Below are 21,594 nucleotides of genomic sequence, written 5' to 3'. Positions count from 1 at the left end.
CGCCCTGAGCGGACAGGGCGGTCCGGTGGACGGTCCTCCTGGTGTCGGTGGATCTCGATACGCCCGCTCCGCGGGCTACTCGATCAGCAAGAGGGTCCCGGACGGACGCGGGCCCCTGCTGGTCGAGCAGCCCCGCAGGGGCGCATCGAGACCCGCCGGCGTCAGTTGATGGGGGTCGCGCCGTCGCAGGTGGGCAGGGCGTCGGTGTCGCCCGCGTCGATGCCCGCGAGGGCGGCGAGCGCGTCGTCGAGGGTCGCGACGCTGAAGACCTGGAGGCCGTCGGGCACGTGGCCGACGACCTCGTTGCAGTTGCCGGCGGGCGCGAGGAAGTACTGCGCGCCGGCGTCGAGCGCGCCGAACATCTTCTGCCGGATGCCGCCGATCGCGCCGACCTCGCCCGCGGCGTCGATGGTGCCGGTGCCGGCGACGGACGCGCCGCCGTTGAGCGCGCCCTCGGTGAGCTTGTCGATGATCCCGAGCGCGAACATCATCCCGGCGCTCGGCCCGCCGACGTCGTCGAGCCGGATGTCGACCTCGAACGGGAAGTCGAAGGCCGCTCCGGCGACGATGCCGATCACGGCGGAGCCGTCGTTGTCGACCGGGGTGACCTGCACGTCCTCCTGCGCGCCGCCGCGCTCGACGGTCAGGGTGACGGGCGCCTGCGTGCCCGAGGCCTGCACCGCGGCGCGGAGGGCGGCGACGTCGGAGACGGGCGTCCCCGCGACGGCGAGGATCTCGTCGCCGGTCTCGAGCGCGCCGTCGGCGGGCGAGCCCTCGGGCACCTGCGCGACCGAGACGCGCTGCCCGATCGGGTAGCCGAGCTCGGTGAGCGCCGCGGCGATCGCCTCCTGCTGCGAGTCGGTCATCTCGGCCTGGTTGGCCTGGTCGCGCTCCTCGACCGTGGAGGACGGCGGGAAGATCTGCGCGACGGGGACGACGGCCTTGGTGCGGTCGAACCAGGCGCTCGCGACCTCGATCCAGGTCGGCAGGCTCTGCGGGTTGCCGACGACGGAGACGGTCAGCATGTCGAGCGTGCCCTCGGTCGGGTAGGTCGTCTCGTCGGGGATGGAGATCAGCGGCACGTCCTCACCGCTCGTGCCGAGGGTGTCGAAGACGGGGCCCGGCTGCTCGATCACGTACGGGGCCGGCGTCACGCCGAGGCCGACCACGAGGGCGACTCCGGAGAAGAGGACCGTCGGCCCGACCCAGGCGCGCCGGCCGCGCGAGGAGGAGGGGCGCGGATCGACGGAGAACAGCGACACGGGGGCCTTTCTGAGGACGTGCGGGGCGGCGGCGCCGGCGTGTTCGCGGCGGGCGGAAGCGGGTCGGGGCCGGGCGGTCGACTTCACGTCGTGGCCCCGGACGCTCGGGCTAACGTAGCTTGCACGACTGGGAGTCGTGTCATGATCCGTCGCTCGTTCCGGGCGGCCAGAAGGCCGGCTCCACCCGACGAGAGAGGGCTCTCCGAATGGCCGAAGGCGACAACGCGGACCGACCGGGCGGCGGCTCGGAGGACGAGTTCCGCGACATGCTCCGGCAGTTCCTCTCCGGGAACGGCCCCATCGATCCGAGCCAGCTCGCGGGAGCCGCGGGGCTGCCGAACGACCCGGTCGCGCTGCAGAACCTGCTCTCGCAGCTGCAGAGCGCGATGCAGCAGTCGGGCGGCGGGATCAACTGGTCGCTCGCGCTCGAGCAGGCGAAGCAGCTGGCGCGCGCCGAGTCGGTCCCGGTGACCGACGCCGTCCGCGCCCCGCTCGACGGCGCCTTCGGCGTCGCGGCGCTCTGGCTCGACGAGGTCGCCTACGTCTCCGAGCTGAGCCGTCCGCCGCGCACGATCAGCAGGCTGGAGTGGATCAGCCTGACGATGCCGGTCTGGACGCAGCTCGCCGAGCCGGTCGCGCTCAGCATCTCCGACGCGCTCACCGGCGTGATGCGCGACCAGGCTCCGGAGGAGATGAAGGCGATGATCGCCGGCGCCGAGGACATGATGCGCGGCATCGGCGGCACGCTGTTCGCCCTCCAGCTCGGCCAGGTGGTGGGCCAGCTCGCCGCGGAGGTCGTCTCGGGCGGCGACATCGGCATCCCGCTGCTCGAGGAGAACGACGCGGCGATCCTGCCGCAGAACGTCGCGGCCTTCGGCGACGGCCTCGACATCCCCGTCGACCAGGTGCAGATCTACCTCGCGGTGCGCGAGCTCGCGCACGCGCGGCTGTTCCGGCACGGCAAGTGGGTGCGGCTCGCGCTGATCTCGCAGATCACCGACTTCGCCCGCGGGATCACGATCGACACCACCCGCCTCGAGGAGCTGGCCGAGAACTTCGACCCCTCGAATCCGGAGGAGCTGCGCGACGCGATGACCTCGGGCGCGCTGATCCCGCCGAAGACGGAGGAGCAGCTCGCCGCGCACGGCCGCCTCGAGACGATGCTCGCGCTGATCGAGGGCTGGGTCGACGTCGTCACGGCCGCGGCCACCACCCGGCTGCCGAGCGCCGTCGCGATCGCCGAGACGGTGCGGCGGCGCCGCGCCTCGGGCGGACCGGCCGAGTCGGCCTTCGCGACGCTGGTCGGCCTCGAGCTGCGGCCGCGCCGCCTCCGCGAGGCCGCCGCGATGTGGCAGGCCGTCACGGACGCCGTGGGTCCGGAGGCGCGCGACGCGCTCTGGTCGCACCCCGACGTGCTGCCCGGGTCGGACGATCTGGACGACCCGACGGCCCTCGTGGCGCGGCTCAGCGCCGAGGCCCGCGGGGAGACGCCGGAGCCGGACGAGATGGACCTCGCGCTCGAGGAGCTGCTGAACGGGTCGACGCCCTCCGCCGACGGAGACACTGCGGCCGACGGCGCTCCAGGCGAGCGCACGAACGGCGACGGTCCCGCCGAGGACGGCCCCGCCCCCACCGGCGACCGCCCGGTCTGAGCCGGCTCCGCGGGAGTCGTCCGCCCCTGTGGACAACTCCCGCGGACCCGGCCCGCTCTCGGCCATGATCGCCCGATGGTCCTGCAGCTCGATCCCCGTCTCCCCCTCCTCTGGCGCTCCGCGACGACGGTGCAGTTCGGGCTCGACCACCCCCGCGCGCTGCTCGACGGGGTCGGCTACGCGGAGGAGCTGCTGCTGGACGCCCTGCGCGCCGGCACGAGCGCGGGGACGGCGCGGCTGATCGCGACGCGCGCCGGTGCCTCCGACTCCCGCGTGGACGAGGTGCTCGCGGCGCTGCGCCCGGTGCTCGTGCGGAGCATCGACCCCGGTCCGCCCGCCGCCCCGCGGGTGGTGGTCGAGGGCACCGGCTCCGCGGCTGACGCGCTGCGCAGCCTGCTCCGCGGCGAGGGCTGCGAGCTGGTCGGCGACGAGGGTCTGCCCGGGCTCGCGGTGCTGATCGCCGACTTCGCCGTGGCACCGGCGCGCGCCGCGCACTGGCTGTCGAGCGACGTGCCGCACCTCGCGGTGGTCTTCGGCGACGAGGCGGTGCGGATCGGGCCGCTGGTCGAACCCGGGACCGGCCCGTGCCTGCACTGCGCCGACCGCGACCGGATCGACCTCGATCCGGACTGGCCGCGACTGGTGATCCAGGTGCTCGGCGCGACCGCGTCCACCCGCACGCCGCTCGCGAGCGCGACGGTGGCCGTCGCGGCGGCCGACGCGGCCCTCCGGCGGCTGCACGCGGGCTGGACCGGGCTGCGCGACGGCGTCCGGACCTACTCCGACGCCTCCGGTGCGTTCAGCGAGCTCCGGCTGGAGCCGCACCCCGAGTGCGCGTGCCGATCTCTGCGAGGAACCGCGACGGCTCCCGTCGCGTGACGCGGCCGACCGTCGACTGCGACCAGGACAGCCGCAGGAGCCGGCGAGCGCGGGTGATGCCCACGTAGAGCAGCCGCCGCTCCTCGTCGATCGCCTCGAGGCCGCTCGCGTAGGAGATGGGCAGGAGCCCCTCGGTCAGCCCCATCAGGTGCACCGACTCCCACTCGAGGCCCTTCGCGGAGTGGAAGGTGGCGAGCGTCACGGCCGCGCGATCAGGCTCGTGGTGCACCTGCTGACGCGCGAGCAGGTCGTCGGTGAACTGCTTGAAGCTCCAGCCGGCCGGCGCCTCGTCGACGAGGCGGGCGAGGGTGTCCAGCGACTCCCAGCGCTCGCGCACGGCGCCCGGAGCCGAGGGCGGCTCGGCGCTCCAGCCGAGCGAGCGCAGCACATCGCTGACCGATTTGAACAGCGGCTCGCCGGAGATGGAGACGGACGCCGCGCGCAGCTGCATCACCGCCTGCTTCACCTCGGGCAGGTCGAAGAAGCGCTTGCCGCCGCGCAGGTGCGCCGCGACGCCGCGCTCGTGCAGCGCGCGCTCGAGGATCGCGGACTGCGAGTTGGTGCGGAAGAGGATCGCGATGGCGGAGGGGCGCACGCCCGCCTCGATGTCGGCGGCGACGCGCGCGGCCACTCCCCGGGCCTCGGCGACGTCGTCGGGGTAGGCGTCGATCGCGGGCTCCGGGGTCGGCGCCGCCTCGGGGGCACCGGCGACGGAGTGCAGCACGAGGGCACCGGGACGCCCGCGCATCAGCCGGTTGGCGGTCTGCACGATCGGCGGGGCCGAGCGGTAGTTCTCCTCGAGCCGGACCACCGTCGCGGCCGGCCAGCGCGACCCGAAGTCGAGCAGGTAGTCGGCGCGGGCACCGGCGAAGGAGTAGATGGTCTGGCTCGCGTCACCCACCACGCAGAGGTCGCTGCGGTCGCCGAGCCAGAGCTCGAGCAGGCGCTGCTGCAGCGGGTTGACGTCCTGGTACTCGTCGACGACGAAGAAGCGGTACTGCTCGCGGACCTGCATCGCCATCGCCGGCTCGGACTCGAGCATGCCGGCGGTGACCAGCAGCACGTCCTCGAAGTCGATCTGCCGGCGCTGGTCCTTGAGCCCCTCGTACTCGTCCACCAGCGCGACGGTCTGCTCGAGCGTCAGCCGGCCGGGCAGCGCCCGGGTGCGCGCGGCCACGGCGTACTGCTCGAGCGAGAGCGCGGAGACCTTCCGCCACTCGATCTCGGCGGAGAGGTCGCGCAGCGTCGCGGTGTCCAGCTTCAGCCGGAGCCGCTCCGCCGCGTGACCGAGCAGGCGCGCCTTGCCGTCGAGCAGCTGCGGCATGGTGCCGCCGACCAGCTGCGGCCAGAAGAAGCCGAGCTGCGAGAGCGCGGCGGCGTGGAACGTCCGGGCCATGACGCCGCCCGCACCCAGCACGCGCAGCCGGGAGCGCAGCTCGGCGGCCGAGCGGCTGGTGAAGGTGAGCGCCATCACCCGGGCGGGCGTGTAGACGCCGGTCGCGACGCCGTGCGCGATCCGGTGGGTGATGGTGCGGGTCTTGCCGGTGCCCGCGCCCGCCATGATGCAGACCGGGCCGAGCAGCGCCTCCGCCGCCTCGCGCTGCCCCTCGTCGAGCCCGTCGAGGAGGGTCACGCGACGATGGGGCCGTTCTCGAGCGCTCCCCCGTACCAGTCCTCGATCATGGCGCGGGCGATCGAGGAGCGGCCGGGCAGCAGCACCGACTCGAGCGAGTCGTGCAGCTGCTGGCGGGTGAACCAGCGCAGGGCGACGATCTCCTCGCCGTCCGGCACCAGGTCGGCGGGGGCCTGGTCGGCGGCGAGGCGCGCGGTGAAGCCGACCATCAGCGAGGCGGGGAAGGGCCACGGCTGCGAGCCGAGGTACTGCGGGTCGACGACGCGCATCCCGGACTCCTCGAAGATCTCGCGGACGACGGCCGCCTCGAGCGACTCCCCCGGCTCGACGAAGCCGGCCAGCAGCGAGAAGCGGCCGGTGCCCCACATCGCGTTCGAGCCGAGGAGGAGGCGGTCGTCGGCGTCGAGGACGCAGACGATGATCGCGGGATCGGTGCGCGGGAAAACCTGGCTGCCGTCCGCGGGCGAGCGGCGGACCCAGCCGCCCTGCTCGATGACGGTCGCCTCGCCGTTGCGCGGTGAGAAGCCGTGCGAGGCGTGCCAGTTGACCATCGCGAGCGCCTCGGTGAAGAGGCCGGCGTCGCGGTCGCTGAGGTGCTCGGCGAGCGTGCGCAGGGCGCCCCACGCGGAGTCGTCCGGCTCGAGGGCGCTCGCCTGCTCGTCGGTGAGCACGGCGGCGACGACCGGGGTGCCCGCGGGCTCGCCCTCGGCGTCGGCCGTGGTGCGGCCGAGGTAGAGGCGGAGGGCGCCGGCCGGCACGTCCGCGCTGCGGCGCAGGGCGAGGCGCTCGCCCGAGACGAGAGCCTTGTCGCCGTGCAGCAGGAGGACGCGGGTCGCCTCGTCGGCGACGAGCTCGTCGAAGAGCTCGGGGCGCGCGCGGGCGAGGTAGTCGCGGTCGACGGCCTGCCGGGCGAGCGGGAGGCGGTCGGAGAAGGACGTGGTCATGCGGGCTCATTTCGAAGCGGTGCCGGTGGGGCGGCCGGTGCGGGGCCGAGGAGGTGGCGGGCCGGGCGGCGGCCGGGAGGAGCACGGCTCCTCGACGGCATCGGCCGGTCAGCGCGTGGCGACGGGCCGGTCGGGCGCCCGGCGACCTACCCTGGTGAGCATGGCCAGATCCCCTCTCACTCTAGCCGCGCTGGCCACCTCGGCCGTCGAGGGCCTCGACGTCCGGACCACGCGCGAATTCACGCACTCGACGCACGGCGACTTCGACTCCGCGCTGCTCACCACCCGCGACGGCGCCCGGCTCGTGGTGCGCGTGCCCACCTCGCCGCTGGCCGAGCAGGAGCAGCTCGGCGACCTGGTCGCCCTGCGCGCGCTCACCGCCGGCATCCGGAGCCGCCTGCCGTTCGATCTGCAGGAGAGCATCGGGCAGACGCCGTTCGATGGCACCCGCGGGGTCGTCTACCCGTACCTCGAGGGCGAGCGGGTCCTGATCGACGACGTCGCGGCGTCGAGCGGCCTGGCCGACTCGGTCGGCCGCGCGATCGGGGCGATCCACTCGCTGCCGGCGTCGTTCGTGCAGGAGGCGGGACTGCCGGTCGCCTCCGCCCGCGACAGCGTCAACGAGTCGGTCGCCGTGATCGAGCGCGCCGCCGACACCGGCCACGTGCCGGCCGCGCTCGTGGCGCGCTGGGAGTCGGCCTCGTCCGACGAGGCGCTCTGGCAGTTCGACCCGACGGTCGTGAACGGCTCGATGACCTCCGACTCCTTCCTCCGCTCCGGCGACAGCGTCGGCGCGGTACTCGGCTGGGCGGCGCTGCGCGTCGGCGACCCGGCGCGCGATCTGCACTGGCTGCTCAGCGCGCCCGGCGCCGGGACCGCGTTCGCGGCGTACTCGCGGATGCGGGCGGGAGCCGTCGACCGGACGATCCGCCAGCGCGCCCAGCTCTACGCCGAGCTCGAGCTCGCCCGCTGGCTGCTGCACGGCACCGAGAGCGACGACTCGGCGATCGTCGACGACGCGGTCGGGATGCTCGACCTCCTGGTCGACAGCGTGCTCGGCGACCTCTCGGCGCCGCTGTCGACCGACACCGGCCCGGTGCTCGAGATCTCCGAGGTCGAGGAGCTGCTCAACCGCACGCCGGGCGCGCGGACCGGCTCCTCCGCTCACGGCCGCGGGCTCGCCCCCGTGGCCGAGGAGAGCGCCTCCGACAGCTCGCGCTCCGAGTAGAAGCGCTCGGGCCGCAGCACGAGGTCGTCGGCGACGAAGTAGAACACCGCGTCGACGCTCTCGAGCGGCACACCCTTCCAGCGCGAGTAGGCGAGGCGGTACAGCGCGAGCTGGAACTGCTTGAGCTCGAGGTCGGCCGCGTCCTTCGGGGCGCGGCCGGTCTTCCAGTCGACGATCTGGTGGCCCTCCTCGGTCGGGTAGACCGCGTCGAGCTTGCAGACGACGACGTGCCCGGCGAGCTGCAGGTGGATCTCGATCTCGACCGCCTCGGGGCGTCGGCCGGCCCACTCCGAGCGCTCGAAGGTCTCGATCAGGCGGGCGAGCTGCTCCTGCTCGGCTCCGGCCGCGGAGTCGGAGCCGGCGTCGTCGAACTCGTCCGGGAAGGTGTCGACCGCCTCGGCCTCGCCCTGGATGCCGAAGCGGTTCTCCACCCAGGAGTGGAAGGTCGTGCCGAGGCGGGTCTGCCGATAGGGCCGCTCGGGCATCGGCCGCCGCAGCTGCGCGGTCACCTCGGCCGGGGTGCTGACGATGTCCTTGAAGCGCGAGGCCGGGATGCGGGTGGGCAGGCCGACCCGCTCACCCCCCGAGAGGCGCACGGCCCGCTCGGCCAGCAGCAGCCGGATGTCGGCTCCGCGGGCACCGAGCAGCGCCGGCTCCGCCACGAGCACGCGCTCGGCCGCCGCGCGCACCCGGTCGCCGCGCGCGCCGAGCGGGTCGTGCGGCCAGCGGAAGGTGCGCGGGGCCTGCTCCAGCGGATTCTCCGGGTTCGACGGCTCGACCGGGAGCTCCGGCAGTGTGCCCGCCTCGGCGAGATCGCGGAGGAAGACGCCGGGACCGCGGGGCTTCGCCTGCCCGGCCCACCAGGAGCCGCTGAGCAGCAGGTGGTGCCGAGCGCGGGTGACGGCGACGTAGGCGAGCCGGCGCTCCTCCGACTCGTTGCGCTCGCGCAGGGTGTCGCCGAAGTCGGCGATCGCGTCGACGACCTCCTTCTGCGTCGCGCAGCCGCGCCAGGCCAGATCGGGCAGCTCGGCCGCGTCGCCGCGGAAGGCGTACGGCATCGCGCCGAGCCGGACCCAGCCGCGGAAGCCCTCGACCGGGGTGCCGGGCAGCTCGCCGTCGACCATCCGCGGCACCGCGACCAGGTCCCACTCCAGACCCTTCGAGCCGTGGATCGTGAGCAGCTGGACGGTGCCCGGCTCCGGGTCCTCCGGGCGGGGTGCGAGGCCGTCGCGCTTGTCGGCGAGGACGAGCCAGCGGAGGAAGCCGCGCAGCGACGAGCCGGTGCCCGCGCCGCGGTCGTCGGTCTGCAGGTAGCCGGCCACCGCCTCGCGGAACGCCTCGAGGTTCGCGCGGCCGTCGCTGCGCGACTCGTTGGCCTCGACCTCGATGTCGAGACCGAGCTCCTGCTCGACGAGCGTGACGAAGTCGAGCAGGTCGAGTCCCGCCCGAGCGCGCAACCGGGCGAAGAGGGTGCCCGCCTCGTGCAGCCGGCGCAGGCCCTCGTCGCTGAAGGGGGAGAGGGCGGAGTGGTCGATCCGCCCGTCCTCGCCGGGGCGGCGCGAGGCGACGAAGTCGAGCGCCTCGATGATCGAGCCGCCCTCGCCCTCGGTGACGGAGGCGCGCATCCGCTCGCGCACCTCCTCCGGCAGCAGCCGGTGCGCGTGGTCGCGCGAGGCCAGCCAGGAGGCGAGGTCGCGCAGGGCGCGCAGATCGCGGACGCCGAGGCGCCAGCGCGCGCCGGAGAGCAGCCGGACGAGCTCGCTGCCGGCGGCGGGATCCTCCACCACCGTGAGCGCGGCGACGAGATCGGCGATCTCGGGCTGGCGGAGCAGGCCGCCGATCCCGAGGATGTGGTAGCGGACGCCGTGCCGCGAGAGGGCGGCGGCGAAGCGGTCCATGTGCGCGCGGACGCGGAACAGCGCGGCGGCCGACGGCGGCTGCTCCCCGAGCTCGGCGCTCTCGCCGAGGTGACCGGCGAACCAGCGGGCGACGTCGTCGGCCTCGTCGTCGATGGTCTCGGGGAAGGTCAGCTCGACGGCGTGGTCGCTCGCGCCCGGCCCCGCCGCGAGCCGGTCGACCGGCACGGCGCTGCCCGCGGTGAGCGGGGCGACGACGGCGTTGGCCGCGGCGAGCACCCCGTGCCCGTTCCGCCAGCTGGTGGAGAGCGAGAAGCGGGCCGCCGAGCCGAAGTCGAGCGCGAAGCGGCCGAGGCCCTCGGCACTCGCCCCGCGCCAGCCGTAGATCGACTGGTGCGGATCGCCGACGGCCATCACGCCCTGCTCGGCGAACAGCCGGGCGAGCAGGCGGGTCTGCAGCACCGAGGTGTCCTGGTACTCGTCGAGCAGGACGACCCGGTAGCGGGCGCGGTGCTCGTCGACGATCCGCGGCACGCGCTCGGTGATCCGCAGCGCGAGCGCCACCTGGTCCGAGAACTCCACGAAGCCGCGCTCCGCCTTCGCCTCCTGGAAGCGCTCCGCGAGCGCGGTGAGAACGGGCAGCGCGCCGACAGCCTGCAGCGCCTTCTCCAGATCCCGGTACATCCCGCTGCCGCTCGAGCCGCGCGGCAGCTCGCCGAGACGGAGGAACTCCTCGGCGAAACCCGCCACCTCGGCCGGGTCGGCGAGATTGTCCGCCAGGTCGTGCGCGAGCGAGACCACGAGGTCGGTGAGACGGTCGATGCTCGCCTCGACCTCGAGGATGCGCGGGTCGGCGGTGTCGGCGACGACGCCGCGGGCGAGGTGCCAGGCCGACGCCTCCGAGAGGACGGTCGCGTCGCCCTCGCGGCCGATCAGGGCGGCGTTGTCGCGGAAGATCGTGTTGGCGAAGGCGTTGTAGGTCGAGACGGTCGCGGCCTCGAACGGGTCCGGCTCGGACTGCCCCTCGCGCAGCGGAAGCAGGCCCGCCGCGCCGAGCTGGTCGATCCGACGGCCGATCCGCTCGCCGAGCTCGGCGGCGGCCTTGCGGGTGAAGGTGAGGCCGAGCACCTCGGACGGCGCGGCGAGGCCGTTGGCGAGCAGCCAGAGCACGCGGTTCGCCATCGTCTCGGTCTTGCCGCTGCCGGCGCCGGCGACGACGAGGGCGGGAGCGAGCGGCGCCTCGATGACGGCGCGCTGCTCCGCGGTCGGCGGACGCAGGTCGAGGGCGGCGGCGATGGCCAGGGCGTCGATCACGGTCGGGGTCCGTCCTCGGGGTCGGCGGCGGGAGTGGGGTCGTCGGCGGCGGCGGCGGCCGCCGGGTCGGGGCCGGCAGCGGCCTCGTCGGCGGCCCCGTCCTCCTCGTCCGCCTCGACCGCGTCGAGTGCCAGCAGGCCGTCGCCCGACACCTCGGGCACGGCGTGGATCCGGTAGCGCAGCGCGTCACCCGGAGAGAAGGGGACCGCATCGAGCAGGCCCGAGAAGCCGGCCGCGGCCATCCCCCGGGCGGCGGCGCGGACCCGCTCGCGGAGCACCTCGAGCTCCTCCTCGCCGAAGCGGGGCTGGACCACCTCGCGGTAGAGCTTGCCGCGGACGCCCTTCGCGACGAAGAGCAGCTTCGCGCCGCCGCCCTCGTCCGCGCCGGCCGCCTCGATCGCGCCGCTCGCGACCGCGAGCTGGTAGCTGCCGAGCTGCGCGTGCTCGGCGATGTCGGCCTGCCGCGGGGTGCTGCGGCCGGTCTTGAGGTCGACGATGACGACCGAGCCGTCGGGCGCGCGCTCGACCCGGTCGATCGAGCCGCGGATCCGCGCCGGCGGCACGTCGATCTCGAACTGCTGCTCGCGCCCGAGCACCGCCCCGCCGCCGCGCTCGAAGTCGGCGAGGTAGCCGGCGAGCCCCTCGATCAGCCGCCGGGTCACCCGCTTCTGCCGATCGCCGAGCCACGGCGACTCGAAGACCAGCTCGGGCCAGCGCGACTCCAGCTCGGCCCAGAGCGCCTCGGGCTCGGTGCTCGCCGCGTTCTCGAGCACCCAGTGCACGAGGGTGCCGACCCCCATCGCGGTGCTCGTGGTCGAGCCGGACACGGCGTCGACGAACCAGTCGAGCGGCGAGCGCTCGAACGCCTCGAGCCGGCTCGGCGAGACCGAGACCGGCCGCTCCGGATCGTCGAGGTCGAAGAGCGGCTCGGTGGTGGAGGGCTCGAGGACGCCGTACCAGGACGCGGGGTCGGCACCCGGCACCTCGGCCAGCGCGAGCGCGCGGAGCCCGCGGATCGCGGCGGGCGCCTCGAGCGAGTTCGGCGTCGTCGCGGTGCGCCGCAGCCCCGCGACCGCGCCGCGCAGGGTCAGCGGCACCGCCGACGCCGCGTCCAGCCGCGGCGCGTCGGGCGGACTGAGCCGGAAGAAGAGGGAGGGCGTCTCGTCCTCGCCGGCGACCGCGCTGAGCACGAGCTGGCGCCGGGCCCGCGAGGCGGCGAGCGCGAACATCCGCAGCTCGTCGTCGAGGGTGGCCTTCCGCGCGTCGAGTGGCAGGTCGCCCTCGCCGCGCGCGTGCCGGATCAGCCCGTCCGGGTCGAGCAGCGAGCCGCGCTGCCGCAGGTTCGGCCAGACGCCGTCCTGCAGGCGGGCGACGACCACCACGTCGAACTCGAGGCCGACGACGGAGGACGGCGTGCCGATCAGCACCGCGTCCTCGACCGAGCGCGGCGCGAGGGTGTCCTCCGGCACCTCGGCCTCGAGGATCTCGGTGACGAAGCCGACGGCCGAGTGCCCCGGCGCCCGCTCGACGAAGCGTCGTGCCGCGCTGAAGAGCGCGACGACGCCGTCGAGATTGCGGTTCGCCTCGGCCGCCGTGAGGCCCGTGCCGAGCGCGACCTCGCGCCAGGAGGAGGCGACGCGGCTCGACTCCCAGGCCGACCAGAGCAGCTCCTCGATCGAGCCCTGCTCGGCGTGCAGCCGGCGGACGCGATCGATCGTGACGGCGAGCCGCTCGGCCTGCCGGGCCGGGCCGGAGTCGATCGTCGCGAAGCGGCCGGGCGCCTCGAGCGCCTCGACGAGCAGCGGATCGCTCGCACGGATGCCGCCGCCGGCGAGCTCCTCCGCGCGGAGGGCCAGCCGGAGCCGCCGCAGCCCGAGGCGGTCGACGCCGCCGAAGGGCCCGAGCAGCAGCTCGGCGGCGAGCGCCGCGTCGAGCGGCCGCTCGCCGACCGCGACGCCGACCAGCACGAGCAGCGCCCGGGCGGCGTGGTCGTCCCGGAGCGCGCGGCCGGCCAGCACCGAGCGCACGGGCACCTCGGACACGGCGAGCGCCTTCACGAGCGGCTGCACGGCGGCACCCGAGCGCACCACCACGGCCATCCGCCGCCACGGCACCCCGTCGCGGAGGCGGCGCCGCAGCAGGCGCGCCACCGTCGCCGCCTCGCGCGCGGCCGTCGGCGCGTGCAGCACGAGCACGGGGGGCCGGGGCGGGCTCGTCCGCCGGCGCCCGGGCGGCGCGCTGCCGGCCCGCCGCGGCCGTGCCGATCCGCTGGGTCGCCGCGGAGACGAGCGCGCGCAGCGCCTCGCCGTGGCGGTGCACCCGGCCGAGCACGAGCGTCTCGGCGTCGCGCACGCCGATGGCCGCCGCGAAGCGGCCCAGGGTGTCGGAGGCGGCGCCGCGGTAGGCGCTCGTCGCCACATCCGGATCGCCGAACGCGATCACGGTCACCCCGCGGGCGGCGAGGGCCCGCAGCAGCACGACCGTCGACTCGCTCGCCTCCTGCATGTCGTCGACGACGACGAGGCGCAGAGCCCGGATCCGCTCGCCGCCCCCGCCGTCGCGGATGGTCTCGGCCGCGAACGCGGCGAACTCGGCCGCGTCGAGCTTCGGCCCCGTCTCCGGCGACATCCACTCCACGACCTCGCGGAACTCGTCGAGCACGTCCGCCGCGGCCGACCACTCGCCCCGGTCGCCGTCGACCGCGAGCCGTCGGATCGCGGCGGTGTCGAGACCGTGCTCGGTGGCCCGCATACCGAACTCGCGCAGCTCGGTGCGGAAGGTGCGCAGCCGCAGGACCTCGGGGCTGAACTCGTCGGGCCAGCGCGGCCCGGTGCCCTCCTCCAGGTGCCCCTCGAGCAGCTCGGAGAGGAGGGCGTCCTGCTCGCCGCCGGTGAGGAGCGTCGGCCGGTCGATCCCCAGCTCCTTCGCCGCGGAGGTCACCGCCTCGAACGCGAGCGAGGTCGCGGTGCGCGCCAGCGGCCCGCGCGTGGGCACGCCGAGGCGCAGCGCCAGCACGTCGCGCAGCTCGGTGGCGGCGGTGCGGCTGGCCGCGAGCACGGCGACCGACTCGGGCGCGTAGCCGCGCTGGAGCACGCGCTCGGCGACGAGCTCGACGATCGTGCCGGTCTTGCCCGAGCCGGGCGCGCCGAGCACGGCGGCGCTGCGCCCGTCCGGCAGGGCGAGGACGGCGCGCTGCGACTCGTCGAGGACGACCCCCTCGGCGGCCGAGCCGTCGCGAGGGGGAGCCTCGTCGGAGGCGGGTGCCGGGGTTCGAGGAGCGCTCACGCGACCACGCTAACGAAGACCGCCGACACTCCCGCCCGCCCCTGCGCGGCACCCGCGGAGCCGGGTCCGCTCAGCGCGAAACCGGCGTCGGCGGCCGGGTGCGGTCCCGTATCCTGACAGCCACGTCCCCTCCCGAAAGGCACTGCTGGTGGAAATCCGTATCGGAATCGTCAACACCCCGCGCGAGCTGAACTTCGAGTCCTCGCTGTCCGTGGCCGAGGTCGAGAAGACGGTGACCACCGCGCTCGAGGCGGGCGCCAAGGTCCTCCGCCTGCGCGACGAGAAGGGCAAGATCTACATCGTCCCCACCGAGACCATCGCCTTCGTCGAGGTCGGCTCCGAGGAGTCGCGCCGCGTCGGCTTCGTCGCCTAGCCCCTCCCGGACGGTCTCGTCGTGGAGCTCCTCTTCGTCACGCTCGGCGGGGTCCTGCTGGGCCTCGCCGCCCGCTACGGGCTGCCGCACCGGCACCTGCACGGGTCGATGCTGATCCCCGCCCTCGGCGGCGTCGTCGCCGCGGTCGTCTGGGTCGCGCTGACCTGGGCCGGTCTGCCCTGGGACGGCGGGCTGATCTGGATCCTCGCGCTCGGCCTCGCGGCCGTCGCGGTCCTCGTGGCCGACGTCGCGCTGGGCCGCTCGCGGACCCGCCGCGACGACACCGCGCTCGAGGCGATGCTCGCGGGCCGCATCGCTCCGGACCGCGTCGCTCCCTGAGCGCACCCCCTCAGCACCACGCGAAGGCGCGGGAGTCCCGGACTCCCGCGCCTTCGTCGTTCCCGGAGCCGCGACCTCAGGCGGGAAGCGCCTCGACCCGCTCCGTCGCGGCGAGCGCCTCCGCCACCGCCGCGCGGATCGGCTCCACGACCGGCAGCGTCCCGGCGAACTCCGCCGTCAGCCGCTCGGCCGCCGCGCTCAGCGGGCCGCCGCCGATGATCACCGCCTCCGCCCCGGCCGACCGCGCCCGCAGCACCGCGACGCGCAGCTCGCGGTGCAGCCGCTCCGGGTCGTCGAGCTCCTCCGCCGGCGACGCCGTGAGGAAGCAACCCGCGTAGGCGCCGAGTCCGACCGTGTCCGCGACCAGCGCCCGGAGCACCGGCTCGAGCCGACCCGTCGTCGTTGCGATGGCGAACCGGCGGCCCTGCGCACTCGCGGCGCGCACGGCCGCCGCTCCGATCCCGACGACCGGCAGTCCCGTGGACTCGGCCGCTCCGGCCGCACCCGGGTCGCCGAACGCGGCGACGACGATCGCGTCCGGCGCGTGCAGCAGCACGGCACGCCCCGCCGCGGCGACGACCTGCCCCGCCGCGGCCGCGAGCGCTGCGGGGGTGGTGATGATCGACGGCCCCTCCGCCGCCGTCTCCCCCACGATCCGGACGTCCTCGCCGCGCACCGCATCGCGGGCGACGGCCACCAGGAGCCGGGTCGTCGTGACGGAGGTGTTCGGATTCACGACGACGATCGTGCGGCGCACGCTCAGTCCTCCGCCATCGGGCGCCCGACGGTCTCGCGCGGGAACTGCACGGCGATCGCGCAGATCGCGAACAGCCCGGCGAGGAGGGCGAACATGCCGCCTACCCCCGAGGCGTCGAGCACGGCGCCGGCGAGGAGGGGGAACAGCCCGCCGGAGAGCGAGCCGAGCGCGAGGATCACCGAGGTGCCGAGGCCGCGGATCCGGGTGGGGTACTGCTCCGGAGCGAACAGCCAGATGGTGGTGTTGAGCACGATCACCGAGAAGTTGAAGAGGAAGCCGAAGACCAGCACCAGGGCGACCGTGGTGCCGAGGAAGCCGAAGCCGAGCCCCGCGCCGATCCCGAGCAGGGCGGCGACCGTGAGCGTCAGCTTGCGCGGCAGCCGGCGGGCAGCGAGGGCCGCGACCAGCGCTCCGACCAGGGAGCCCGACTGCATCACGAGGGTATACCAGAGCGCACTGGTGATGTCGAAGCCGCGGGAGGTGAGGATCAGCGGGATGAGGGTGAGCATCGAGATCTGCGCGGCGTAGGACATGCAGACCGCGATCCCCAGGGCGATCGTCGTGCGGCGGTGCCTGCGGCCGAAGAGCTCGGTCCAGCGCGGGGTGACCGCGGCGGTGACGGGCTGATCCGCCGCGCCGCCGAGGTAGTCGACCTCGTTCTCGACCGGGCGGTGCAGCCGGCCCTGGGCGAGCCGGTTGATCACGGTGTTCGCCTCGGCGACGCGGCCTCGCGCGGCGAGGTAGCGGGGGGTCTCGGGCAGCGCGCGCCGGTAGACCACGACCGCCAGGGCGGGGATCACCAGGATCCCGAAGAGCCAGCGCCAGCGGTCGTCGCCGGTGAAGACCGAGAAGACGATGACGCCGAAGAGCGGGGCGAGCATGTTGCCGAGACCGGCGGCCGCGACGTTGATCAGGCCCACGGCCGTGCCGCGGTGCTTGGCGGAGAAGAACTCGGCGAGCATGATGACGGCCGTCGCGATCTCGCCGCCGAGACCGAGGCCGACCAGGAAGCGCGCCGCGACCAGGATCTCGTAGCTGGGCGCGAAGGCGCAGAGCAGCGAGCCGACCGCGAAGATCATCAGGTTCGCGCCGAGGAGTGTGCGCCGCCCGATCCGGTCCATCACCACTCCGGCGAGGACGCGACCGAGCGCGACCGCCGTGAAGGTCGCCGTGTTGAGCAGGCCGATCTGCGCGCCGGCGAGCCCCCAGTCGGCGGCGAGGATCGGACCGGCGACGCCGACCGTGTTCTGCTCGATCGCGTCGAAGAAGACGCCGAAGAGGATCATCGCGACGATGCCGAGGTGCGCGCTCGTCACTCCGATGCGCGAGTAGGCCGCTTCGATGCGGTCGCCCATCGTCGTGGCGGGGGGCGGATTCGTGACGGTGCTCATGGGGCGGGTCCTTCCGACGGAGAAGCAGTGGGAGCGCTCGGTATACCGGAGCGCCTCGATCACGGTAGATCCGATCCGGCACCCGGGTGTTTCGCGCAGATGAAGACGGCGTCACAAGGGTCGACGGCGCCCGCCACCGCCGACCGCTACCCTTCGAGGACCGACGACGGGTAGACCGACAGGAGCGCCGATGCCGACGAAGAGCCCCGCGCAGACGATGTCGCAGCGGGTGTACGAGGAGCTGCGCGCGCGGATCCTCGACGGCCGCCTTCCGGCGGGCGAGCCGATCCGGGAGCGCGACCTCGCGACCGAGCTCGCCGTCTCGCGCGTCCCGATCCGGGAGGCCCTGCCCTGGCTCGAGCTGGCCGGCCTGGTCACGGTGCGCCCGCGCAGCACCGCGGTCGTCTCGATCGTCCGGCGGCGCGACGTGGACGAGCTCTACGACATCCGCTCGGCCCTCGAGCCCCTCGTGGCGCGCAAGGCCGCGGAGGCGGTGGCCCGCGGCGCCGACGCCTCGGCCCTGACCGCGGTCGTCGCCGATGCGAGCGCCGCGCTCGCCGCCGGCGATCTCGCGCGCTTCCACTCCGAGAGCGGCCGGATCCACGGCGCGATCGAGGCGATCGCGGGCAACCGACTCCTGATCACCACGATGCAGCCGCTGGACGAGCGCAGCAACCGCCTCAACATCGCGAACATCCAGGCCGAGCCGCACGTCCGGCACGACGAGCACGTGCGGCTCGCCGAGGCGATCGCCGCCGGCGACGCGCCGCTCGCCGTCTCCGTCGCCCACGCCCACGTCGAGTGGGGCCGCACCCGCACGATCGCCACTCTCGCCCACGTCCCCGGCTTCATCGACGACTGACGTCGACCGCGCCCTTCCTCGTCGACCGAGCAGCCCGCGCCCTGCTGATCGAGCAGCCCGCGAAGCGGCCCACCCCTGCTGATCGAGTAGCTCGCGAAGCGGGCGTATCGAGATCCACCGCCCTCGGAAACCGGGTCCGCACACCCCTCCGATCGACGCACGCGGGTCTCGATACGCCCCTCCGGCGCTCCTCGACCGGCAAGGACGCGGCACCGCCCGAACTCCGGCACGCGAAACCACCTCCGGCACGCGGAAATCGCCGGATCCAGCGAGCCCGAGCCGATTCCGCGAGCCGAAGATGCCGCCGACCGGACTCCGGCACGCGGAACCACCTCCGGCACGCGGAAATCGCCGGATCCAGCGAGCCGGAGCCGGTTCCGCGAACCGGAGGCGACGGAGCCGCTGCCCGAAGCGGCGCCGGCACGTCAGGCCGTCAGCCCGAGCGCGTCCATCCGGCGCGTGTGCGAGGCGATCAGCTCGGTGAAGACCGGCTCGATGCGCGACTCGTCCGAGTCGTGGTTGCCCGAGCCCAGCAGCGCCGAGCGCGCGACGAGCAGCGTGTCGCCCACCAGCCGGCGGCCCCAGACCGCGAGCCGGGAGCCGAGCCGCTCGTCGGCGGCGATCTCGCGCCGGAGGATCGCTATCAGGCCGTCGATGCCCGTGTCCGCCCCCAGGGTCTGCGCGATCCGCGGCCCCACGTCGTTCGGCAGCCCGCCGGTGAGCCGGATGAAGAAGTCGTCGAGCAGCCCGGCCGTGATGTACGCGGAGAGCAGCGTCTCGTGCAGGTCCGCCCCGCGGGTGAGGTGCTCGAAGGTGTCGATCGCCGGGCGGAACGGCGCCATCGCCTCGCTCGGCTCGACGTCCCGGCGGCGCAGCTCGGCGACGACGGCGTGGTGCTTCGCGAGCGCGGTGCCGGCGGCGGCCGAGATCGCCTCCTTGTCGGCGAGGTCGTCCGTGCCCGCCACTCCGCGCGCCAGCGCCTCGAACACGGCGAGCTGCAGGTAGGCCACCTGGCCGAGGTACGGGAGCAGCTCGGGGGTCAGATCGGCGAGGTCGACCCGGTCGCGCTTGCTCGAGGACTCACCGCGCGGAGTCAGTCGGGGGGCTTCGCCGAGCGGACGTCGACGTCGGAACCAGGCTGCCATCCGATCAGTGTAGAGCGCGTCCCGGTCGCCCTTCCGGGCCGCAGGACCCCCGTGGCGGTAGACTCGCCGGGATGTCACCGGCGCTGGATCGGTGACCCTGCGCCCGAGTCGTACAGGGGCGTGGACCGTTCGACACGACAGGCGCCTCACTCCGTGACTTTCTCCGATCTCAACATCGACGACGACATCGTCGCCGCACTCGCCGCCCAGGGCATCCTCGAGCCGTTCCCCATCCAGGAGCAGACCATCCCGCTGGCCCTGCAGAAGCAGGACATCATCGGCCAGGCCAAGACCGGCACCGGCAAGACCTTCGGCTTCGGCCTCCCCCTCATCCAGGCCCTCGGCAACGACCCGGAGCCCGGCGTCAAGGCACTCATCGTGGTGCCGACCCGCGAGCTGGCCGTGCAGGTCACCGAGGACATCGAGCTCGCCGCCTCGAACCGGCCGACCAAGATCGTCTCCATCTACGGCGGCAAGGCCTACGAGGGTCAGATCGAGCAGCTCAAGGCCGGCGCGCAGATCGTCGTCGGCACCCCGGGCCGCCTGCTCGACCTCGCCGGTCAGCGCCTGCTCTCGCTCGCGAGCGTGCAGACGATGGTCCTCGACGAGGCCGACAAGATGCTCGACCTCGGCTTCCTCTCGGACATCGAGAAGCTCTTCGCGCAGACCCCCGCGACCCGCCACACCATGCTCTTCTCGGCGACGATGCCCGGCGCGATCGTCGCGCTCGCCCGCCGCTTCATGAACAAGCCGATCCACATCCGCGCGACGGATCCCGACGAGGGCATCACCCAGGCGAACATCAAGCACATCGTCTACCGGGCGCACTCGCTCGACAAGGACGAGGTCATCGCCCGCATCCTGCAGGCCGAGGGCCGCGGCAAGACCGTGATCTTCACCCGCACCAAGCGCGCGGCCGCCCGCATCGTCGAGGAGCTCAACGACCGCGGCTTCAACGCCGCCGCCGTGCACGGCGACCTCAACCAGGAGCAGCGCGAGCGCGCGATGGCCGCGTTCAAGGCCGGCAAGAAGGACATCCTGATCGCGACGGACGTCGCGGCGCGCGGCATCGACGTCAACGACGTCACCCACGTGATCAACCACACCATCCCGGACGACGACCAGACCTACCTGCACCGCGTCGGCCGCACCGGCCGCGCCGGCAAGACCGGCATCGCCGTGACCTTCGTCGACTGGGAGGACCTGCACAAGTGGGCCCTCATCAACCGCGCGCTCGAGTTCGGCCAGCCCGACCCGGTCGAGACCTACTCCTCGTCGCCGCACCTCTACGAGGACCTCGACATCCCCGCCGGCACGAAGGGGCGGCTGAAGCCGACCCCCATCCCCGCCGAGGCGAAGGCCGACGCGCGCCCCGAGCGCTCGACCCGCCAGCGCGAGCCTCGCGAGGGCGGCCGCGAGCCGCGTCGCCGCAACCGCGGCGGTGACTCCGCCGAGGTCTCGAACGCCGCCGAGGGCGAGTCGGTGCCCGCCGGCCAGGCTCCCTCGAGCGAGAGCAAGGAGCACCACGACGGCAACAGCGAGCCGCGCCGCCGCACGCGCCAGCGCCGCCGCGGCCCCCGCCCGGACGGCTCGGCGTAGGCGCCGCCGGATCCCGAGACGCCCGCTCCGCGGGCCACTCGATCAGCAGGAGGACCAGCCGCCGCCGCTGGTCGAGCAGCCCCGCCGGAAGGCGCCCGCCCCTCTTGCTGGTCGAGTAGCCCCGCAGGGGCGTATCGAGACCCGCCCACGTGCTGGTCGAGCAGCCCCGCGGGGGCGTCTCGAGACCCGACGGTCCCGCGTCAGCGCGCGCGTGCCGCCCCGCGGATCGCGTCGACCGTCGCGCGCGCCGTCGTGTTCTCCCCCAGCCGGTTGGGCTTGCCCGTCCCGTGGTAGTCGCTCGACCCCGTCGTGACGAGGGAGTAGCGCTCCGCCAGCTCGCGCAGCCGCCGCTTGCCCTCGCCGGTGTTCTCGCGGTGCTCGACCTCGACGCCGAAGAGCCCCGCGTCGACGAGATCGGGCAGCATCGACTCGATCACGATGCCGCGCGTGCTCGTCGCCGGGTGCGCGATCACCGGCACGCCGCCCGCCGCGCGCACCAGCCGCACGGCCTCGACCGGGTCCGGCGCGTAGTGCGGTCGGTAGTAGCCGCCGCGCCAGTCGAGGATCCCCGCGAACGCCGCCGAGCGGTCGGTCGCCAGCCCGCGCGCGACCAGCGCGTCGGCGATGTGCGGCCGCCCGATCGTGGTTCCGGGGCTGGTCTGCGCGAGCACGTCCTCCCAGGTGAGGTCGTAGTCGGCCGCGATCGCCGCGACGATCGCCTGCGCCCGCTGCGAGCGCTCGGAGCGGATCCGCGTCGTCTCGGCGACGAGACCGGGGTCCTCCGGATCGACGAGATAGGCGAGCACGTGCACGCTCGCCCAGCCCACCCTCGAGGACAGCTCCATGCCCGGGAGCAGGTCGATGCCCGCCTCCTCGGCCGCGGCGATCGCCGCCGCCCAGCCGCGGGTCGTGTCGTGGTCGGTGAGGGCGACGCCGTCGAGTCCGGCCGCCGCCGCCGCTCGGACGAGCACCTCGGGGGGCTCCGTCCCGTCGGAGACGAGCGAGTGGGTGTGGAGGTCGTACCGGCCTCCGGGGACATGCATGCGCATCATCGTAGACGCGCGTCCTGCGGACT

General features: G+C 74.4%; 16 protein-coding genes and 1 pseudogene. 7 read left to right on the top strand and 10 right to left on the bottom strand.

Going from position 1 to position 21,594, the window contains the following annotated elements:
- Positions 1-161: 161 nt before the first annotated feature.
- Positions 162-1,262 (bottom strand): PDZ domain-containing protein, encoded by a 1,101-nt coding sequence (locus tag GSU72_RS05855; protein WP_159984203.1) that lies wholly within the window; start codon positions 1,260-1,262, stop codon positions 162-164.
- A 206-nt stretch (positions 1,263-1,468) separates the two neighbouring features.
- On the opposite strand from GSU72_RS05855, the gene GSU72_RS05850 reads away from it, so the two are divergent.
- Positions 1,469-2,914: a zinc-dependent metalloprotease gene (locus GSU72_RS05850; protein ID WP_159984202.1), complete on the top strand. Its 1,446-nt coding sequence runs from the start codon at positions 1,469-1,471 to the stop codon at positions 2,912-2,914.
- Positions 2,915-2,989: 75 nt separating this feature from the next.
- A complete protein-coding gene (locus GSU72_RS05845) occupies positions 2,990-3,793 on the top strand; it encodes a TOMM precursor leader peptide-binding protein (RefSeq protein ID WP_159984201.1) in 804 nt (267 codons plus the stop codon).
- On the opposite strand, the gene GSU72_RS05840 is transcribed toward GSU72_RS05845, so the two are convergent.
- Positions 3,714-5,426 (bottom strand): ATP-dependent helicase, encoded by a 1,713-nt coding sequence (locus GSU72_RS05840; protein WP_159984200.1) that lies wholly within the window; start codon positions 5,424-5,426, stop codon positions 3,714-3,716. The two genes, GSU72_RS05845 and GSU72_RS05840, sit on opposite strands and share 80 nt — an antisense overlap.
- Positions 5,423-6,370, bottom strand: a complete 948-nt coding sequence (gene nudC, locus GSU72_RS05835) for an NAD(+) diphosphatase (RefSeq protein WP_159984199.1) — start codon at positions 6,368-6,370, stop codon at positions 5,423-5,425. The genes GSU72_RS05840 and nudC overlap by 4 nt, the downstream gene beginning before the upstream one ends.
- 160 nt (positions 6,371-6,530) lie before the next feature.
- Here nudC and GSU72_RS05830 point away from each other — a divergent pair, with 160 nt between their 5' ends.
- The gene (locus GSU72_RS05830) at positions 6,531-7,598 is read left to right on the top strand and encodes a phosphotransferase (RefSeq protein ID WP_159984198.1); all 1,068 of its coding nucleotides are present in this window, start codon (positions 6,531-6,533) and stop codon (positions 7,596-7,598) included.
- Here GSU72_RS05830 and GSU72_RS05825 read toward each other — a convergent pair.
- The 3 genes and pseudogenes from GSU72_RS05825 to GSU72_RS21500 form a co-directional block, all read right to left on the bottom strand.
- The gene (locus tag GSU72_RS05825) at positions 7,535-10,768 is read right to left on the bottom strand and encodes an ATP-dependent DNA helicase (protein WP_159984197.1); all 3,234 of its coding nucleotides are present in this window, start codon (positions 10,766-10,768) and stop codon (positions 7,535-7,537) included. The genes GSU72_RS05830 and GSU72_RS05825 overlap by 64 nt on opposite strands.
- On the bottom strand, positions 10,765-12,963 hold the full coding sequence (locus GSU72_RS05820; RefSeq protein WP_244255998.1) for a UrvD/REP family ATP-dependent DNA helicase: 2,199 nt from the start codon (positions 12,961-12,963) through the stop codon (positions 10,765-10,767). Before GSU72_RS05820 ends, GSU72_RS05825 begins: the two co-directional genes overlap by 4 nt.
- A 232-nt stretch (positions 12,964-13,195) precedes the next feature.
- Positions 13,196-13,921: pseudogene (locus tag GSU72_RS21500) on the bottom strand (UvrD-helicase domain-containing protein); the annotation flags it as partial.
- Between the two features lie 280 nt (positions 13,922-14,201).
- Between GSU72_RS21500 and GSU72_RS05815 the strand changes: the two are divergent.
- Positions 14,202-14,426 carry a DUF3107 domain-containing protein gene (locus tag GSU72_RS05815; RefSeq protein WP_123447586.1) on the top strand — a complete coding sequence of 75 codons (225 nt, stop codon included), beginning with the start codon at positions 14,202-14,204 and terminating at the stop codon, positions 14,424-14,426.
- Positions 14,427-14,447: 21 nt separating this feature from the next.
- The gene (locus tag GSU72_RS05810) at positions 14,448-14,765 is read left to right on the top strand and encodes a hypothetical protein (protein WP_159984196.1); all 318 of its coding nucleotides are present in this window, start codon (positions 14,448-14,450) and stop codon (positions 14,763-14,765) included.
- 76 nt (positions 14,766-14,841) lie between these two features.
- Here GSU72_RS05810 and GSU72_RS05805 read toward each other — a convergent pair whose 3' ends face one another.
- A complete protein-coding gene (locus GSU72_RS05805) occupies positions 14,842-15,522 on the bottom strand; it encodes an aspartate/glutamate racemase family protein (protein WP_208545158.1) in 681 nt (226 codons plus the stop codon).
- A 2-nt stretch (positions 15,523-15,524) separates the two neighbouring features.
- Complete coding sequence (locus GSU72_RS05800) at positions 15,525-16,913, bottom strand: MFS transporter (RefSeq protein WP_244255997.1); 1,389 nt, start codon at positions 16,911-16,913, stop codon at positions 15,525-15,527.
- A 190-nt stretch (positions 16,914-17,103) separates the two neighbouring features.
- Between GSU72_RS05800 and GSU72_RS05795 the strand changes: the two genes are divergently transcribed.
- On the top strand, positions 17,104-17,775 hold the full coding sequence (locus GSU72_RS05795; RefSeq protein ID WP_159984195.1) for a GntR family transcriptional regulator: 672 nt from the start codon (positions 17,104-17,106) through the stop codon (positions 17,773-17,775).
- Between the two features lie 425 nt (positions 17,776-18,200).
- On the opposite strand, the gene GSU72_RS05790 is transcribed toward GSU72_RS05795, so the two are convergent.
- Positions 18,201-18,920 carry a ferritin-like fold-containing protein gene (locus GSU72_RS05790; protein ID WP_159984194.1) on the bottom strand — a complete coding sequence of 240 codons (720 nt, stop codon included), beginning with the start codon at positions 18,918-18,920 and terminating at the stop codon, positions 18,201-18,203.
- Between the two features lie 153 nt (positions 18,921-19,073).
- Between GSU72_RS05790 and GSU72_RS05785 the strand changes: the two genes are divergently transcribed.
- The gene (locus GSU72_RS05785; RefSeq protein ID WP_159984193.1) at positions 19,074-20,519 is read left to right on the top strand and encodes a DEAD/DEAH box helicase; all 1,446 of its coding nucleotides are present in this window, start codon (positions 19,074-19,076) and stop codon (positions 20,517-20,519) included.
- A gap of 200 nt (positions 20,520-20,719) precedes the next feature.
- Here the strand turns inward: GSU72_RS05785 and GSU72_RS05780 are convergent, their stop codons facing one another.
- The gene (locus tag GSU72_RS05780; RefSeq protein ID WP_159984192.1) at positions 20,720-21,562 is read right to left on the bottom strand and encodes a PHP domain-containing protein; all 843 of its coding nucleotides are present in this window, start codon (positions 21,560-21,562) and stop codon (positions 20,720-20,722) included.
- Positions 21,563-21,594: the final 32 nt, after the last annotated feature.

Source organism: Rathayibacter sp. VKM Ac-2760 (assembly GCF_009834185.1).
Classification (GTDB): domain Bacteria; phylum Actinomycetota; class Actinomycetes; order Actinomycetales; family Microbacteriaceae; genus Rathayibacter.
The sequence above is the reverse complement of the archived record's forward strand: the minus strand, read 5'-3'. Positions and strand labels throughout refer to the sequence as shown.